A 16,160-nucleotide genomic window follows, 5' to 3' on the forward strand; every position below is an offset into this window, starting at 1 on the left:
GATAATTTTCTTAAAAAGGATTGTTATGAATATAATTTTCCCACGCCCAGGCAGATGACAGCATATTGGTTAAGCCGTTTTCAGCTTTCCAATTTAATTCTTTTTCTGCAAGGCTTACATCGCCCCATATTTTAACAATATCGCCATCGCGTGGTGGGCCTACACGATAATTTAGTTGTTTGCCGGTGACCTTTTCAAACGTATGGATCAGCTCCAATACCGAATATCCGTTGCCTGTACCAACGTTAAACACTTCGTAATTAGCTGCCATTTGTTTTGCTTCCATTCTTTTGATGGCAGCGACATGTGCTTTAGCCAGATCAACAACATGAATAAAATCACGAATGCAACTGCCATCCGGCGTATCAAACTGATCACCAAAAACAGTTAATTGCTCGCGTTTACCTATTGCTGTTTGGGTAATGAAAGGCACTAAATTTTGAGGAATACCATTCGGCAATTCGCCAATTAATGCTGATTCGTGAGCTCCAACCGGGTTAAAATAACGTAAGGCGATAACCTTTAAATCATCTGTAGCATTAGCTGATTCTTTTAATATCTCCTCGCCAATCTGCTTGGTATTACCATAAGGAGATTCCGCTTTCTTTATCGGCGCTTCTTCAGTTACCGGCAACACATCAGGTTCGCCATAAACGGTACATGATGATGAAAAAACAAAGTTCACTTGCTTACCTGACAAACTATTCAACAGGTTTACCAGCGTTGATATATTGTTATCGTAGTACAACAGCGGGTTTTTAACCGATTCGCTTACCGATTTTGAGGCCGCGAAATGAATCACGCCCGTGATATCTGTGTACTCGTTTAAAAAATCTATAATAGCTGTTTTTTTCCGTAGATCAAGTTTTACAAACTCCGGCTTTTTTCCTGTTATTGTTTTGATCTGATCTAATATTTTTATGTCAGAGTTCGATAGGTTGTCTATAATAACAACCTCGTACCCATTATTCTGTAATTCAACAACTGTGTGTGCACCTATGTAACCTGTGCCACCCGTAACCAATATTCTTCCCATTATTTTAAAGTGATGCTACCCTGTAATTTATTATAGCCTGTGGTTGGTTCCCAGGTTTTATTATTTGCCAATTGTATGCTGTAGTTTGGATTTGTGTTTAAAGTTGTCGCGTTATCAGGCATGTTTAACAGGACATCATAAGTGCCAGCGATAGCATCCAATGGAATAGTTAAAGTCTGCTGTAAATTAATCGCACCAGTATACCATTTACGAATGTCAGTAGTGAAAGTCATGGTTGATACCTTGCCTGTGGTTTGGTTACGCAATAGCAACTGCACTGGTCTTGGGTTAAACGGAGATGCATAACCTTCGTTATTGATGTTGATATTAACGCTCAGTTTCCCATTTACACTGGCCATCGCAGGCAATTTTGCTTTTTTAATTACAAAGCGATAACCCAATTTTTGTTTGATACTATCCATACAACCACCACTTACCCAGTTATTGTTTAGATCGAGATCATAAACCGCGTTTAAAAAGCTGTAGTGGAATTCCGCGAATTCTGATTTGGCGATGCCGGTTGGCTCACATTCATTTTTAGGTGTATAAGCATCGGTACAAGTTTCGCCGCCAACTGCTGTATATTTGGTATCATAGGCCTCATAATTCCTTAAAGCCGTTACGGCGTCAACTGCCGGGCTTGATGAATTACCGTAATCAAAATAAGTCCCCGCATCATCAGTGCTTGACAGGAAACAATCATTATGGAATCCTATCCTTGCCTTATCAGTTTCGGTAAAAGCTTCTGCATCCGTCATAGCAGCCGAATTAACATTGGCCTGTATGCCGTAAACATATCTTTCCTTCAATTGCGGAATTCGCACCTGTACCATCCTGTCTACAGGCACAGCAGCCAACATCGCTTTTAACACATCAATACGGTCTTGCCAGTTCTGGTCAAGCAGTTTGCCTTGTCCGTTAGCCGACGCATCGCCGAAATTATCTGTATAATAATTCTCACCATAAACACCTATAAAACCTAATTGCATTACCGCGATAACATCCTCATTTGCCTGTAAATGCGGCGCTAACTGACTGATGTGATTCAAAATTACAGCCTTTGTAGCATCGCCATAAGGCGGGCAAACACTTTGTGAGGGACATGTACCTGTATGCGTGGTATTGGTATACATAAAGCGCGGTATCAATTTTACACCTGCTGCCCTTGCAGTTGCGCAATCCTGATCAAATTTGCTGAGAAAATTTGCTGAGATTGGTGTTGTTACAAAGCTATCCAATACATATTCCACAAATATCAGGCTGCAAGATACTGTATAAGTGGCACCAGTTATACTTTGGGAATTACGATAACCTGCAAGTAATGATTGACTTAACGGGATGTAATTGCTGGAATGGATCTCAGCATATTGAAAAAATCCACGCTCCGGGTTTACTATATCAGATGTATTTTCTGTGTAGGTTGATGTAGTTGCTGTATCGGCGCTATTTTTAATGGCCATTTCCTTTTTGCTGCACGACGATAATGCTAACAATATGGCAGCAGCAATGACTATGTTTTTCATCATTAAATCTTAAGCTAATAATTGGTAATAATCGTACGGTTAAATCTTAATGAATACTTTATGCTTACTCAGAAAATAACACAGGTACCACTCAGCAAATAAGGTAACCAGTGAAGAAATCACAGCAATAATTGATATGGGCATACCGGTAAAAGCTAAAAATCCTTTTACAAAAACCCCTATCGCCCCGTTGAACCATTGTGCACCGACGGTTTCAAAAAACAGGTAAATAAATATGGAATTGACACCCACAGCAATACAGATCCAGGCGTATTTGTTTACCTGTTTAATATCGATCAGCCAGTATAGAAAGGCAAGAATAATCAATACCCAACCACCTGATGCGAAAGCAAAAGAACTTGTGCTGATACGCTTTATTATTGGGGTAATATTGGTTATATCTAACCCAAAACCCAGTATCAAGCCAAAAACTCCGGCTATTACAAGGTAAAGTATCTTTTTATTGGCAGATTCTTTAGAAATTAACAGTTTACCTGCCAATACTCCCCAAATGGTATGCGCAGCAGTAGGTATTATATTAATTGCTACCCAGCCATCAGGATTGATCTTACCCATTAAAACCGTATCCATGTAGGCACCAAAATTGTGGAACTCTGCATAAGGCTGATTGAAGCCCGGCATTAATATATTGCGGTATAATATGTCTGTGAGGATCAATAAAACAACAGAGAATCCTAATTGGAACCAAAACGACCTGTTAATAATCAAGTAAGCAATAAGCGATGTAAAAGCCAGCTGTGTTAACACATTCCATAGCTCAAAAACCAGTTTACCGGCGTAAATGCAATGCAGGCCCGTGCCCAGTATAAATAGTTTTAATGATCGTATAGCAATGTGTTTAAAGTTCTGCTGCCATGTTATTCCTTTATTCAGTTTTGAATGGTAAGAGATATACATTGCAGCTCCTGCCATCAGCATAAAAGCCGGTTGCACGCAATCCCAAAAATGAAGGCCATGCCATGGGTGATGAAAAAACTGATCAATAAAACCGCCGACTACACCTCCTAAATGCAGGGCATGCAAATTTTCATACACCAGGCAGCTTTCGCCGGCCAGCAGAATCATAATTAAGCCTCGCATTACATCTAAGGAGATGAGCCTGTTTGACGATTTTGGAATGATGCTATCCATTTAAACTAATTAACTATTGCTGATTTTTATTATTGACTAATATTAAGTGAAATTGGCGCCAAACCATTACCTGGTAGCCAACCTATATTGTTGTAGGCATCATCACTCACGATAATAGCTATTTTCATTCCTGAACCTGTTAATCCACCTATTTTACTACGTGATAAGGCCATTTCAAAGGTTGTAACCCCGTTTACTTCCTGCACTGTACCTAATGTATAAAATCCGGCAATACTCAAAGGATTAAATGAAAAAGCATTTTGAGCACCAGTGTGCTGGTATTGAACGAGCGGAGTACCTGTATTATCAAGCACCTGGCCTTCTAGCAAATAATCATAACCTCCACCGGGTATTGATCCTGTACTTAAACCTGTTGAAGCATCATTATCGGTATCCAGGTAAAAGTCAAATATATTTGCATCGGTAACATGCACTGCCAGTTTCATATAGATATAGATATTCTGACTATCATAATCAAATTTAGCTTCCTGCGCAACGCCACCAAGTGCTAACGACGGAGGTATTACCACATCTTTAATGGTGTCCCAGTCGGCCAAACTATTATCATTTAATAATATTGGTGAACTTTTGGATACGTGAATAATAGTTGAGCCGTTGATTACACTACCATTATTTAATGTAGCATACAAAGTAACTACGTGTTTGCCTTTCGTTTTGTAAGTATGTACCGGGCTTGTTGCGGTTGAGCTGGTGCTATCACCAAAATCCCACCTGAAAGATTTGGCATCGGTTGTGGTATTGTTAAATGTAACCGTATAACTTTTTACAGAATCTGTGAAAACCACCTCTTTCACTAAACGCTCCGGGTTTTTTTTACAAGCCTGGAAACCAATCGCAAGGCTCATTAGCAAAAGACCACTGAATATATATTTTAATTTTTTCATATCATTTTTATTAAAAGCAATTAATATTTAGATGACTATGGATTTTGAGTTGCTGCTGTATTAGCAAGTATTTCAGCTTCCGGTATATAATAAATGATCTTGGTACTGGTGTACGGGATGATCAAATTTGGATAGTTAGTTGGCTCAACACTTAAGTTGATATCCGCAGCCTGCAAGCCTAAAATATGGTATCCCCAATAGGTTCTGTCCATGTTCATTTTGTTACGATATACCGTAAATGTGCGGTCTGCCTCAAAAGCTAACTCCAGCCTTCTTTCCTGTATTACCACTCCTAAAGCAGTTTGACCAGCAGGTACAGTACCATTGTAAAGCGCACCCGACAAACCTCTATTCGATCTAATAAAATCTACGTCACTAAGCGCTGCGGTTGTTTGACCAAGGTTTGCCTCTGCTTCTGCCCTGTTCAGGTACATTTCTGATAGACGAAACATAATTGGTGAGCTTAACGACGGGCTACCTCCCTGGAATGAGAACTTAGTAACATAATAAATCGGAATTCCATTTTTATATTGCTGATTGCCTGATGAATCAACATCATCAATAATATATGAGGTACGTACATCAGCCGGATGTTGTGCATACAAGTCGCGCAATGGCTGTGAGGCAAACTCTTCACCATAACCTGAATTACCATTAGAATAATATTGAGATTCTATCGAACCGAGTTTTCCGTAATCATCCAAAGCATCAAATGCTATGCAGAAAATAGTTTCTTTGTCTGTTTGCGCATTTGCAAACAGTGTTTTATAATCGCTGGCTGTGGCCTCAGTAAATTTTCCGGAATTAATTACCATATTGCTATAGGTTATAGTACTTTGATAATCACCTTCATAAAGAGAAACTCTTGACAATAAAGCTTCTGCAGCTTCTTTAGTTGCGAAAGTAACTCCTCTTGAAGCAGCGTCAGTCATTAGTTGTGAAGCTTTAACAGCATCAGCAATTATTTGTGTATATGTATCTTTAACCGACGAACGTGCTTTTATAGCAGGATCGGTAGTTGATGTACGTAACACAATACCAGGCGCTGAAGGATCGATTGTATAAGGCTGTGCAAAAAAGCGTGCTAAATTAAAGTGGCAAAACGCTCTTAAAAAGTAACACTCGCCAATTAGCTGCTGTTGAGCAGCTGTTGGGTTGCTAATTTTTGCCCCGGCTTCAATAACAGTGTTGGCATCACTTATAATTTTATAAGATATGTACCAGAAATAGCTGGTATTTTCCTGGTTAGGCACATGTGCTAAAGTGAACGACAGGAAGAATGGATCTGTTGTTACTTGCGAACAAACCACATCATCAGAAGCAAAATCAGACAATTGGAAGTATTGGCGCAAATACATATTGTTTAAATCAGTGGTCCCTTGAAATGACTCATGATCTTTGAAAAGTGCATATGCACCGTTTACAGCGTTTAACAAACCATCGGATGTTGTTGCTAACGAGGCCGTAGTTACCGCATTAGTTGGGTTATCTTCAAGCTTACAGCCTGAATATATAAGCATTGAAAATGCTGCTGTTATAAATAATAATTTATTTTTCATCACCTGATCTTTTAAAATTTAATATTGATGTTCAGTAAAAACTGGCGGTTATCCGGATATTTGAAGTCGGCGACACCCGGCGTTACAAAGTTACCCGGTGTTATAGTCGTTGCCGGATCCTGGCCCAGATAACGGGTGAACGTGTAAACATTATCAGCACTTAATGATAAATTGATGTCACTTAACTTTAGGCGTTGAGCAAAACTCTTTGGCAACGAATAACCGAAAGCGATATTCCTTAAACTTAAATAACTGCCATTTTTCAGATATCTTGTAGATACTGATGTTGAGTTTGCGTTATTTTCAGGACTTGGCTCCGTAGCAATATCCCCCGGATGGCTCCATATGCTACTTCCTTTAGGTAAAACAATTTGATTTAACAAAGGTTCACTGCCATCATTCTCAACTTCAGAAAGGTTGGCATTGTAAACTTTATTACCATATTCAAAATAAGTATTAATCCTCAAAAAGAATTTCTTATACCTGAATTCATTATTAAAGCCTCCCTGGAATTTAGGCAGTGCTGAACCTTGTTCCTGGTATGTTGCAGATGCATAATTAGAAGTTACAGATGTTGATGTTACCTTACCACTGGCATCCTTATTTACAACAAGCCATTGTGGTGCACCTGTTTGTGCATTTACGCCTGCCCAGGTAGGCATATAAAACTCGTATAAATTACCGCCGTTACGATAAATTTGCGACACATTATCTTCACCCGTTGGGTTAGACGTTGAAGGAAGGTCTTGCAATTTGTTATTATTAAAGCTAATGTTAAAATCAGTGGTCCATTGGAAGTCTTTATTCTTAATATTTTGGCTGCTGATAGCAAACTCCAAACCATTATTAATCACCTCGCCGCTGTTTTCCCATTTAGTTTCAAAACCAACCGATAAAGGTTGAGGAACCAGCAACAGTAAATTTTTAGTCACATTGTGGTAGGCATCAACAGTAATATTAATACGGTGAAATAAACCGATATCAAAACCTGCATCCAATTGATGTTTGCTTTCCCACGTTAGGTTAGGGCTTTCCAATTGTAATGGTGTTGCACCCACTACAGAGTTATATTGACTGGTAAGTGAATATAAACCTAAATATCTTGCCGCGCCAATATCCTGTGTTCCGGTTATACCATAGCTCAAACGCAGTTTTAAGTTATCTACCGTATGGTTGTCTTTTAAGAAATCCTCATTACTTACCAACCAACCACCTGATATAGATGGAAACGAACCATATTTATTACCCGGTGCAAATGCCGATGACCCATCGACCCTGTATGAACCACTTAAAAAATAACGCTCTTCATAACTGTAATTCACCTGTGATAAATAGGACAGAATTGTAGGGCTATCAGATGAACCGTTTACAGCCTGGCTATTTGCTACAACGTCTAAAGACTGAAGGCCTATCGGTAATCCTTTCCCGGCAGCGCCGACCGTATTCATTTGGCTACCCTCAAACTCCACACCTGCTAAACCATTAATAGCACTTTTGCCAAATTTAAAATCAAATTTCAACAAGTTGGTTGATATGCCGCCGTAATCATAAGTACTTTGATCATTCAAATATCCAGTGCCATGATATACCCCTTCTACTTCAGGACTATAAAATGTAGAGCTATAAGCATAAGAAGCCGAGCCACGATTGGTACTGGTAAATGTTAACCATGATGTAATTGGCAAATTTAAAGCCAAGTCATAATTAATATCGAAACTTTTAAATGGATGGTCTGAATTATCTACAGTATTTACAGGATTTGTTTTATCCCTTGACCACCAGGTAAACTTAGAATTACCATCTACATAAATCGCATTATGATTTGCATCATAAGGATTATCCCAAGGCAAGTTTAAATAGGCGTAGTAAATATCGTTATAATCGTAGCTTTTACCTTCGCTGCCGCTAATATTAATGTTATTAGTAAGGGTGATCTTATCTGTAAAATGATAAGTATTATTGGATCGTAAATTAACACGTTTGTAGTCTGTATTTAAAAATGTTCCACCTTCGTCATAATAAGTTACGCCAAAATAGTAATCGTTTTTAGCGGTTTTACCCATGGCCGAGAAGTAATAATTCTCAACAGGGGCAGGTTTAAACATGGTAGTCAACCAGTTTGTATTAGTATTTAGGATAGATGCAGGACGTTCTGATTGAAACTGAACTAAATCAATTACATAGCTGTTTCCGGTTGTGCCGGGTATATAGTCACGGAATAATTGCTTTTGATTCTCATAAAGCTCGCTGCTGTTCATCATGGTCATGGTACCAAAATCAGGGGTTCTGAAACCGGTTACCGCCTGAAACTCATATTGAGTTTTATCTCCTTTAGCTTTTTTAGTGGTGATAATAATTACACCGCCGTTAGCTTGTGAACCATAGATGGCAGTTGCGCCTGCATCCTTTAATACAGTAACGCTTTCTACATCATTGGGATCGTAATCACCGCCGATAATACCATCTACTACAATTAAAGGAGCTTGTGCAGCATTTACTGAGGATACACCTCTCAGCCTGATCTCAGATACACTACCCGGCGCACCCGATGAGTTTACAACCTGTAAACCGGATACTTTACCTTGCAGCATTTCGCCAATATCATCAGAGGTGACATCTTTTAGTTTTTCTGCCGATACTACAGCAATCGCGCTGGTTAAGTTGCCTTTCTTTTGAGATGAATAACCGGTAACAACAACCTCGCCCAGTTGCCTGTTATCTTCAATCATCGCAATAGTAATATTACGCTGATCTGCCGGTATAACAATTTCGCGGGCAGTGTAACCAATTGAGTTAGCTTGAATAGTAACATCGCCTGCCGGCAAATTAATTGAGAAGAATCCGTCAGGACCAGATGCTACTGCACCTTTGGTAGTGCCTTTTAGTTCAATAACAACTCCGGGTAATGCGGAGCCATCCTTAGTGGTAACCTTTCCTTTCAATACCCTTTGCTGGGCATACAGGTTACAACAGCTAACTACCATGAAAATTAATAGTAAGAGTTTTTTCAAATTAGACATAGTTGAGTTTTTAGTGGAATGTTAACAGATAGGGTCATTATAGTTGATGTATTTGGGTTAAAAGCTTTAAAAAAATTAATATGTGTGTTCGGATACGCAGAATTTAATTGTGTATATACTACAATAAGCATCCGTTATTACGCTAATATTATCCTTAAACCAAATATAAGTAATTTATATGCGTGTTCGCACACATTAAATTAAACTTTTTTTAATAATTTTTAATTTTTACGATTTTGGTAAAATATCAATGTTATTTAGCGAAATGAGATCAATAAAATAATAGTTTATTAACAAATTAGTAACAATAACAAATTGAATATTTGCGCTTAGAGCTAAAGAAGAGATTTAACAATGCCTTTTGTTAAACAAATGTTACAAGGCCAAAAAAATTAGCTAAATGAAAATTTGGTTTGTTATGATCAATATTGTTCCAGCTAAGGAAGTGAGGTTCGGGAAGATCATCACCGCATTTATAGAAATTGGCTTTGCATTGCGTATTTTGCAAAGGGGATATTTGATTATGAATAAAAACTGCAAAGGGAATATACAAGGTAAGTTCCCAATTGTATAAGTCATCGTTGTAACCGCTATCAGCAAAACAGTGCTTTGTTTTCACAAGCCTGATAGTTTCTTCATCCAGATTATTCCTATCATTTTTACCTGATCCATAGGCAATTAAAGGCGTACCTATTAAATTAAATTCCAGATTGTAATAGTTACTACTATCTTCAAAAGCAACAAAAAACTCCACACAGGTATCTTTAAAAACAGGGTCATTAATTTCCTGATATGTTGCTTTTATATATTGTTCTGTAACATAATATTTAAGCAATATACCATCTAACGTATAGGCCATAGCGAATGAAACTTGTGGTTTATATCCGGTTACGCTCCATAGTAAATTATCAATGTATTGCTTTGGCTGATCATCAAGCAAAGCAGAAACGTTATCCACATCTCCTTCTGTCTTTTCAGCCGGAATATATGCGATACGCAGGTGTTTCATTTTGCAAAATTTAAACTGGCTAAATAAACGCGTGTTCGAACACGAATAAGTTTCAAAAAATAATGAAATCTGTGATTTTAGATATTAGTAAACGCAGGGTCCTTTTCGTCAAGGAAATAGTTCAGGTTCTCTTTTGTTACAATATCTAATGGCAGATACTTTAATATAGGCACTTCTTTTTTGAATACCAGGTGCTCGGCTAACTGATAGATACCCCAATACCCCTGCCCTTTTGGGTTTTGATTGATCAGGAAACTGATATTGCCTTTCTCCAGGTAATGAAGATTAGGTGGAATCAAATCATAACCTATTAATTTAATATGGGTAACATGACGCTGCTCCAAGTACTTGGCTACATCATAGGCTTGTGATGTAGTTACAAAAATTTGTTTCAGGTCGAGCGTTTGCTCAACAACCTCATCCAATTTTTTAATAAAACCCGACTGGCTTGACCTTTTTAACTCAACACGCAATATATTATATTGATGCTCCAGATTATTTTGGGCAAAGTAATTTTTAAAGCCCTGTTCCTTTTTAACTAAGTGCTGCGCGTTGCTTATTTCCTCATCAATGTGCGCTATCAGTATAGAGCACGGCTCAGGCTGGCCATAATGTACTAATTTGGCCGCAACCAAACCACTTTGATAAGAATCCTGCCCGATATAGCTTAGCGGGTCATAATCTGCTATCTGTGTATTGAATAGTACGAAGGGAATTTCTTCTTCGCGCCACTTTTCAAAAAACGTCAATGTCTCTTTATAATAGATAGGTGATAATAAAATTCCGTCAGGCTTTTTTTGCGTTATCTCGTTAGCTTTTGCAACATAAGAATCAACACTATGCGGATCAAAAACAAATTGTTCTACTGTAACGCCATATTGTTTCAGGTCCTGCTCTGCTTTTTCTATACCTAATTTAGGTGCAAGCCAAAAATTATCAAAGTTATGGTCGGGTAATAAGGCGGCAAAATGGTATGTTTTTTTTGAACCTAACATGCGGGCCATCATGTTTGGCTCGTAATTAAGTTCCTTTATAATTTTTAATACCCGCTCTTTTACATCATCTGCAACACGGCCGCGGTTATGGATAACCCGGTCAACAGTGCCTGTAGATACATTAGCTTTAACGGCGATGTCCTTAATACGTATGACGGAACTTTGCGAAGCAGGTTTTTTATTCATTACTGGATACAATATTACAAATTACATGGTAAAAATGCGTGCTTTTTTAAAAAACACACACAATTAAATCACACATAATAATTATATTATCGCAAGTTATCCGGATATAAACAAAATACTTAGTTTGCCGGTAATAAAAAAATGAGTAAAAGTATTTCCCTTGTTTTTCCGCACCAGCTTTTTAAGGATCATCCGGCAATACACAAATCGCGGCCGGTTTACCTCGTAGAGGATTTTTTATATTTTAATCAATATAATTTCAATAAGAAAAAGTTGATCTTACATCGTGCCTCTATGAAGTACTATGAAGATTACCTTATAAAAAAAGGGATTGTAGTAAATTATATAGAATCAAATAGTGAATTGTCTGATATCAGAAAACTAATACCATACTTAGCTCATCAGGGAATAGCGCAAATTTATTTTGCCCAGGTGGCTGATGATTGGCTGGATAAAAGATTAAAGCGCCAATGTGACGAACACGATATATTATTACACGAAAACAATACGCCAAATTTTTTAAATACCCTTAAAAATGTTACTGAGTATTTTGATAACCGAAAAAAATATTTTCAAACTGATTTTTATACCTGGCAAAGAAAATTACATAACTTACTGATTGAACCTAACGGCAAACCCATTGGCGGCAAGTGGACGTATGATTCTGAAAATCGCCTTAAGTTTCCAAAGGACGGAAGAGTACCATTGATAAATCCGCCACTTGTAAATAGTTTTGTAACCGAGGCAATAACCTGGGTTGATAAAGAATTCAAAAACAATTACGGTAACACTAAATCCCCTTTTGGTAACCTGGGAGGTTTTTACCCGGTTACACACAACGATGCAGAATTATGGCTCGACGATTTTCTGGACAACCGCTTTAAAAACTTTGGCATATACGAAGACGCTATGCTGGCTGATGAAAGTTTCATAAACCATTCCGTACTAACGCCTATGCTTAACGTTGGGTTGTTAAATCCAAAGCAAATAATTGATAAAGCTTTGTCTGCAGCAACTGAACATGATATTCCTTTAAATTCGTTAGAGGGGTTTATAAGACAAATTATAGGCTGGCGCGAGTTTATGCATATTGTTTATGAGCGCGAAAGTGTAAAACAACGCACAACAAATTTTTGGGGCTTTACCAGAAAGATACCGAAATCATTTTGGACCGCGCAAACCGGTATTATACCGGTTGACACAGTAATTAAAAAAGTACTGGCTACCGGTTATACCCATCATATTGAACGATTGATGGTGATGGGTAATTTTATGCTATTGTGCGAATTTAATCCGGATGATGTTTACCGTTGGTTTATGGAAATGTATATTGATGCCTATGATTGGGTTATGGTACCGAATGTTTACGGGATGACCCAATTTGCTGATGCTGGCCTGATAGTTACAAAACCTTACATCAGCGGCAGCAATTATCTGATGAAAATGGGTGATTGGAAAAAAGGCCCCTGGCAAGAAATATGGGATGGATTATTTTGGCGGTTTATGCATGTGCATCGTAACCTGTTTTTACAAAATCCGAGAATGGGTATGCTAATTAAAACGTTTGATAAGATGCCTGCTGAAAAAAGAGACAAGCACCTGGCTAACGCTGAAAAATTTCTTAACGATTTATAATTGTTTATAAAATAAAAGCTCCCGCTAATTAGCGGGAGCTTGATTAATAATAATGGTCAGTTAAATTATTAATACGATTTTTAAAAACGGAATGTTAGTTTGGTAAATAAGCGTGTGCCATTAAAACCCATTTGTACTGCTTCGTAAGGGCCACCAGATTCGCTATCGCCAAAAGAGCTTGTTCCTGATGTTGGGCTGGTAGAACCTTTTACCAAAGCTACGTCTGGATGTACATTAAACAAGTTATCTACGCCTAAAGTCCATAAAAATGCCTTGCTAACTTTTAACGATACATATAGATCGGTAGTTATTTTAGGTGAGAAATTAAATATTTCAGGCACTACCCCGCTACCATTATCTAAAGTTACATAAGGAAAGAACGGGTCAGGCGCATTTGCCGGGGCACTCGCTTCTCCAAAGCCCAATTCCTTAACATCGCCATAATGGGTAATGTGTGTACCGAAAGAGAACTTATTCACACCATATTCCATGCTAAGGGTGATTTTATCTCTTGGCGCACTTGCTTTCAGAAAATATTGCTCCCTATCATCAAAAAAGGTCGCGCTATCCGCAGCTGAGTGCTTAAAAGTTGACGGTATATTTATTTTGTTGATAGTTAAGCCTTGTACGTTGCCTGCTAACAAAGCTGTAAAGTGGCTTTTGTCCCAGTGTACATGATAGTTAACTACTACATCAACACCTCTATTGGTTGTATTAACAGCATTCGCGAAAAATTGCGCATCACCAATACCATTTGCAGCCAATATATTATTTAGTGGCGCACCCAGGGTAGGGTCACCGGCAGCATATAAACCTGAAATTACGATCCTGTTTTTTACGTCGATCTGGTAACCATCAACAGTAACTGATAAGTTGCTTGTTGGCTCCCATGCAAAACCTAAGCTGTAATTATCAGATGTTTCTTGTTTTAATTTGGGGATACCGGCAGTTTCTGCAACTTCGGAGTAATTAGGCACTAATTTAGTGTATACCAAATTACCACCGATGATAGAAGTATTAGTATTGCTAAAATTTAACTGTTGTAAGGTAGGTGCACGAAAACCTGTACTAATTGAGCCACGTAAATGAAAATTATCCGTAACCTTATAAGATGTTGCTAATTTGAAGGTACTTACACCACCAAAATCAGAGTAATGCTCAACACGTGCGGCTCCATCTAATAACCATGCATCAGTAATATTCAAAGCACCTTCGGCATATAATGCTTCATTACTACGATGGGCAATTACAGCATCAGATGGCTGGTAACCCGGGTATCCTTCAGAACCTGAAGCTTTCTCTGTACCGTCAGGCAAAGTTGCGCCACCATAAATGTACGAGTTTGGCTCACCTGCATATAAATGATAACGCTCATACCTGTACTCACCGCCGAATGACAATTGCAAGCCTTGTGCTACTCCCGCAAAATGCTTGGTTATATCGGCATTCGCTGTATTTTGTAAAAAGTTAAAGCCACCATCATCAAAGCGCGTTTGAATTGGCTGACCTGCTACATAAGGGATAGATGCATTGAACGTATTCTCTCCAAAATAATGAAAATCATTTCTGCCAATATTATTGCTTAAATCCCATTCCCAGTCACTTTCAGTTGTGCCCCTGAAGCCGAACGCACCTGATACATCTTTTATGTAAACATCTTCTTCAGGATCATAATACACATTGTTCGGATTAAAAGGAACACCGGCAGCGGCATCAACTTTCATAATGCCCGGAACAAATATCAAAGCTCCTGTTTTAGGATCGGTTGGATATTTTGTTTCGTTTGAGCGTAAAGTATCACCATTAACAATATAATTCCAGCTGCGGGTGTATGCATAAACTTGTGAGTGTTTATAATTGTAACCACCAAATGAATAGAATGTAGTCTTTGTTCCTGCGAGTGGAATTTCCATATTATACATTCCTCCACCAGACTCAACAGAACCATCGCCAAAAGCACGGCGTTCGCGGCTAATTGCCAAATCAGGATCATCCCTGAATGTTTTGCCCTGGTTTTCGTAATTGGCGCCAATATTAATAAAACCACCATTTTTTCCTATCGCCAAACCATCGTCAAGCCCAAGAGTAAATGTTTGGCCATCGAACTTTTTACCGGTATAGTAAGCATATGGATCAGAATAATTTAAAGTATTATGTGACTGATCATCATAGCCGCTAAAACCTGCATTTACAGTCAGGTGATTAATATCTTTTCTCAACACGATGTTAATTACACCGGCAATCGCATCAGAACCATACTCGGCAGAGGCACCATCACGCTCAATTTCCACGTGATCGATAGCTGCTTCAGGTATAGCATTTAAATCTGTGCCGCTGTTACCACGGCCACGGGTGCCTACCTCATTTACAAAAGCAGACAAGTGACGACGTTTACCGTTAACCAAAACCAAGGTTTCATCAAAACCTAAACCACGCAAGCTGGCAAAGTCGATCGCGTCTGATCCATCGCCACCACTTTGTTTATTGTAGTTGAATGATGGAACAGCCTGGTTAAGCTGGCTCATCAAATCGGGTTTAGCTGTTGTTTGATTAGTTTGGTTAATGCTGATCACATCAACAGGCACCGGCGAGTCCAGTTTTGAACGGGCGGCGCCACGGTTACCCAAAATCACCACCTCTTTAAGCGAAGATGTGACCGGGGCTAGGTCGGCATTTAAGGTTTGATTTTCTCCTGCAACCATTGTTACCGTTAATACTTGCTTATCAAAACCAACACCGGAAAATGATACTTTATAAGTACCCGGTTTAAGATTGAGGCTATACATGCCGTAAGCATCTGTTGAGGTACCTGCACCGGATGGGTAAGCGGTTACAGTAACACCTGTAGCGGGATTATTTACACTTGTTACCTTACCTGTGAGCTTTTGAGCAAAAACAGATGTAGTTAACAGTACAAAAAACCCAATAAATAATAAACTTAATTGTGAAATCATAAATTTTAGTTTGGGTTGAAAAATATTTTAAGTTAATTAATGACTAAATTAATGTTAATTTTTTATAAAAATCTATTTTTAATAACTAAAATGTTACAAAAGATTAAATTTTATTAATATAAATTACTGTTTAGTATAGAAATATAAATATTCGATATCATTTTTATTAAAAAAATCATAATAATA

10 protein-coding genes are annotated in these 16,160 nt (G+C 38.2%); 1 reads left to right on the forward strand and 9 read right to left on the reverse strand.

Going from position 1 to position 16,160, the window contains the following annotated elements; all coding sequences use genetic code 11:
- Positions 1 to 10 precede the first annotated feature (10 nt).
- The 8 genes from galE to ACYZ0U_RS15555 all read right to left on the reverse strand — a co-directional run bounded on the left by galE (position 11) and on the right by ACYZ0U_RS15555 (position 11,385).
- Positions 11 to 1,036: a UDP-glucose 4-epimerase GalE gene (gene galE / locus ACYZ0U_RS15520; protein ID WP_461453453.1), complete on the reverse strand. Its 1,026-nt coding sequence runs from the start codon at positions 1,034 to 1,036 to the stop codon at positions 11 to 13.
- Positions 1,036 to 2,562, reverse strand: a complete 1,527-nt coding sequence (locus ACYZ0U_RS15525) for a DUF4832 domain-containing protein (RefSeq protein ID WP_461453454.1) — start codon at positions 2,560 to 2,562, stop codon at positions 1,036 to 1,038. The genes galE and ACYZ0U_RS15525 overlap by 1 nt, the downstream gene beginning before the upstream one ends.
- Before the next feature lie 36 nt (positions 2,563 to 2,598).
- Complete coding sequence (locus tag ACYZ0U_RS15530) at positions 2,599 to 3,711, reverse strand: acyltransferase family protein (RefSeq protein WP_461453455.1); 1,113 nt, start codon at positions 3,709 to 3,711, stop codon at positions 2,599 to 2,601.
- A 29-nt stretch (positions 3,712 to 3,740) separates the two neighbouring features.
- Positions 3,741 to 4,616, reverse strand: a complete 876-nt coding sequence (locus ACYZ0U_RS15535) for a PKD domain-containing protein (protein WP_461453456.1) — start codon at positions 4,614 to 4,616, stop codon at positions 3,741 to 3,743.
- Positions 4,617 to 4,651: 35 nt separating this feature from the next.
- The gene (locus ACYZ0U_RS15540; protein WP_461453457.1) at positions 4,652 to 6,136 is read right to left on the reverse strand and encodes a RagB/SusD family nutrient uptake outer membrane protein; all 1,485 of its coding nucleotides are present in this window, start codon (positions 6,134 to 6,136) and stop codon (positions 4,652 to 4,654) included.
- A gap of 50 nt (positions 6,137 to 6,186) precedes the next feature.
- Complete coding sequence (locus ACYZ0U_RS15545) at positions 6,187 to 9,195, reverse strand: SusC/RagA family TonB-linked outer membrane protein (RefSeq protein WP_461453458.1); 3,009 nt, start codon at positions 9,193 to 9,195, stop codon at positions 6,187 to 6,189.
- 364 nt (positions 9,196 to 9,559) lie between these two features.
- Positions 9,560 to 10,204 (reverse strand): carbohydrate-binding family 9-like protein, encoded by a 645-nt coding sequence (locus ACYZ0U_RS15550; RefSeq protein ID WP_461453459.1) that lies wholly within the window; start codon positions 10,202 to 10,204, stop codon positions 9,560 to 9,562.
- Between the two features lie 77 nt (positions 10,205 to 10,281).
- Complete coding sequence (locus ACYZ0U_RS15555; protein ID WP_461453460.1) at positions 10,282 to 11,385, reverse strand: substrate-binding domain-containing protein; 1,104 nt, start codon at positions 11,383 to 11,385, stop codon at positions 10,282 to 10,284.
- 141 nt (positions 11,386 to 11,526) lie between these two features.
- Between ACYZ0U_RS15555 and ACYZ0U_RS15560 the strand changes: the two genes are divergently transcribed.
- Positions 11,527 to 13,020 (forward strand): cryptochrome/photolyase family protein, encoded by a 1,494-nt coding sequence (locus tag ACYZ0U_RS15560; RefSeq protein WP_461453461.1) that lies wholly within the window; start codon positions 11,527 to 11,529, stop codon positions 13,018 to 13,020.
- 80 nt (positions 13,021 to 13,100) lie between these two features.
- Here the strand turns inward: ACYZ0U_RS15560 and ACYZ0U_RS15565 are convergent, their stop codons facing one another.
- Positions 13,101 to 15,974 (reverse strand): TonB-dependent receptor, encoded by a 2,874-nt coding sequence (locus ACYZ0U_RS15565; RefSeq protein ID WP_461453462.1) that lies wholly within the window; start codon positions 15,972 to 15,974, stop codon positions 13,101 to 13,103.
- Positions 15,975 to 16,160 lie beyond the last annotated feature (186 nt).

Source organism: Mucilaginibacter sp., assembly GCF_965225845.1.
GTDB lineage: Bacteria > Bacteroidota > Bacteroidia > Sphingobacteriales > Sphingobacteriaceae > Mucilaginibacter.

What these genes read in the sequence shown, in the direction of transcription:
- galE (WP_461453453.1), bottom strand. Translation starts at nt 1,036, where the DNA reads ATGGGAAGAATATTGGTTACGGGTGGCACAGGTTACATAGGTGCACAC.
- ACYZ0U_RS15525 (WP_461453454.1), bottom strand. Translation starts at nt 2,562, where the DNA reads ATGATGAAAAACATAGTCATTGCTGCTGCCATATTGTTAGCATTATCG.
- ACYZ0U_RS15530 (WP_461453455.1), bottom strand. Translation starts at nt 3,711, where the DNA reads ATGGATAGCATCATTCCAAAATCGTCAAACAGGCTCATCTCCTTAGAT.
- ACYZ0U_RS15535 (WP_461453456.1), bottom strand. Translation starts at nt 4,616, where the DNA reads ATGAAAAAATTAAAATATATATTCAGTGGTCTTTTGCTAATGAGCCTT.
- ACYZ0U_RS15540 (WP_461453457.1), bottom strand. Translation starts at nt 6,136, where the DNA reads ATGCTTATATATTCAGGCTGTAAGCTTGAAGATAACCCAACTAATGCG.
- ACYZ0U_RS15545 (WP_461453458.1), bottom strand. Translation starts at nt 9,195, where the DNA reads ATGTCTAATTTGAAAAAACTCTTACTATTAATTTTCATGGTAGTTAGC.
- ACYZ0U_RS15550 (WP_461453459.1), bottom strand. Translation starts at nt 10,204, where the DNA reads ATGAAACACCTGCGTATCGCATATATTCCGGCTGAAAAGACAGAAGGA.
- ACYZ0U_RS15555 (WP_461453460.1), bottom strand. Translation starts at nt 11,385, where the DNA reads ATGAATAAAAAACCTGCTTCGCAAAGTTCCGTCATACGTATTAAGGAC.
- ACYZ0U_RS15560 (WP_461453461.1), top strand. Translation starts at nt 11,527, where the DNA reads ATGAGTAAAAGTATTTCCCTTGTTTTTCCGCACCAGCTTTTTAAGGAT.
- ACYZ0U_RS15565 (WP_461453462.1), bottom strand. Translation starts at nt 15,974, where the DNA reads ATGATTTCACAATTAAGTTTATTATTTATTGGGTTTTTTGTACTGTTA.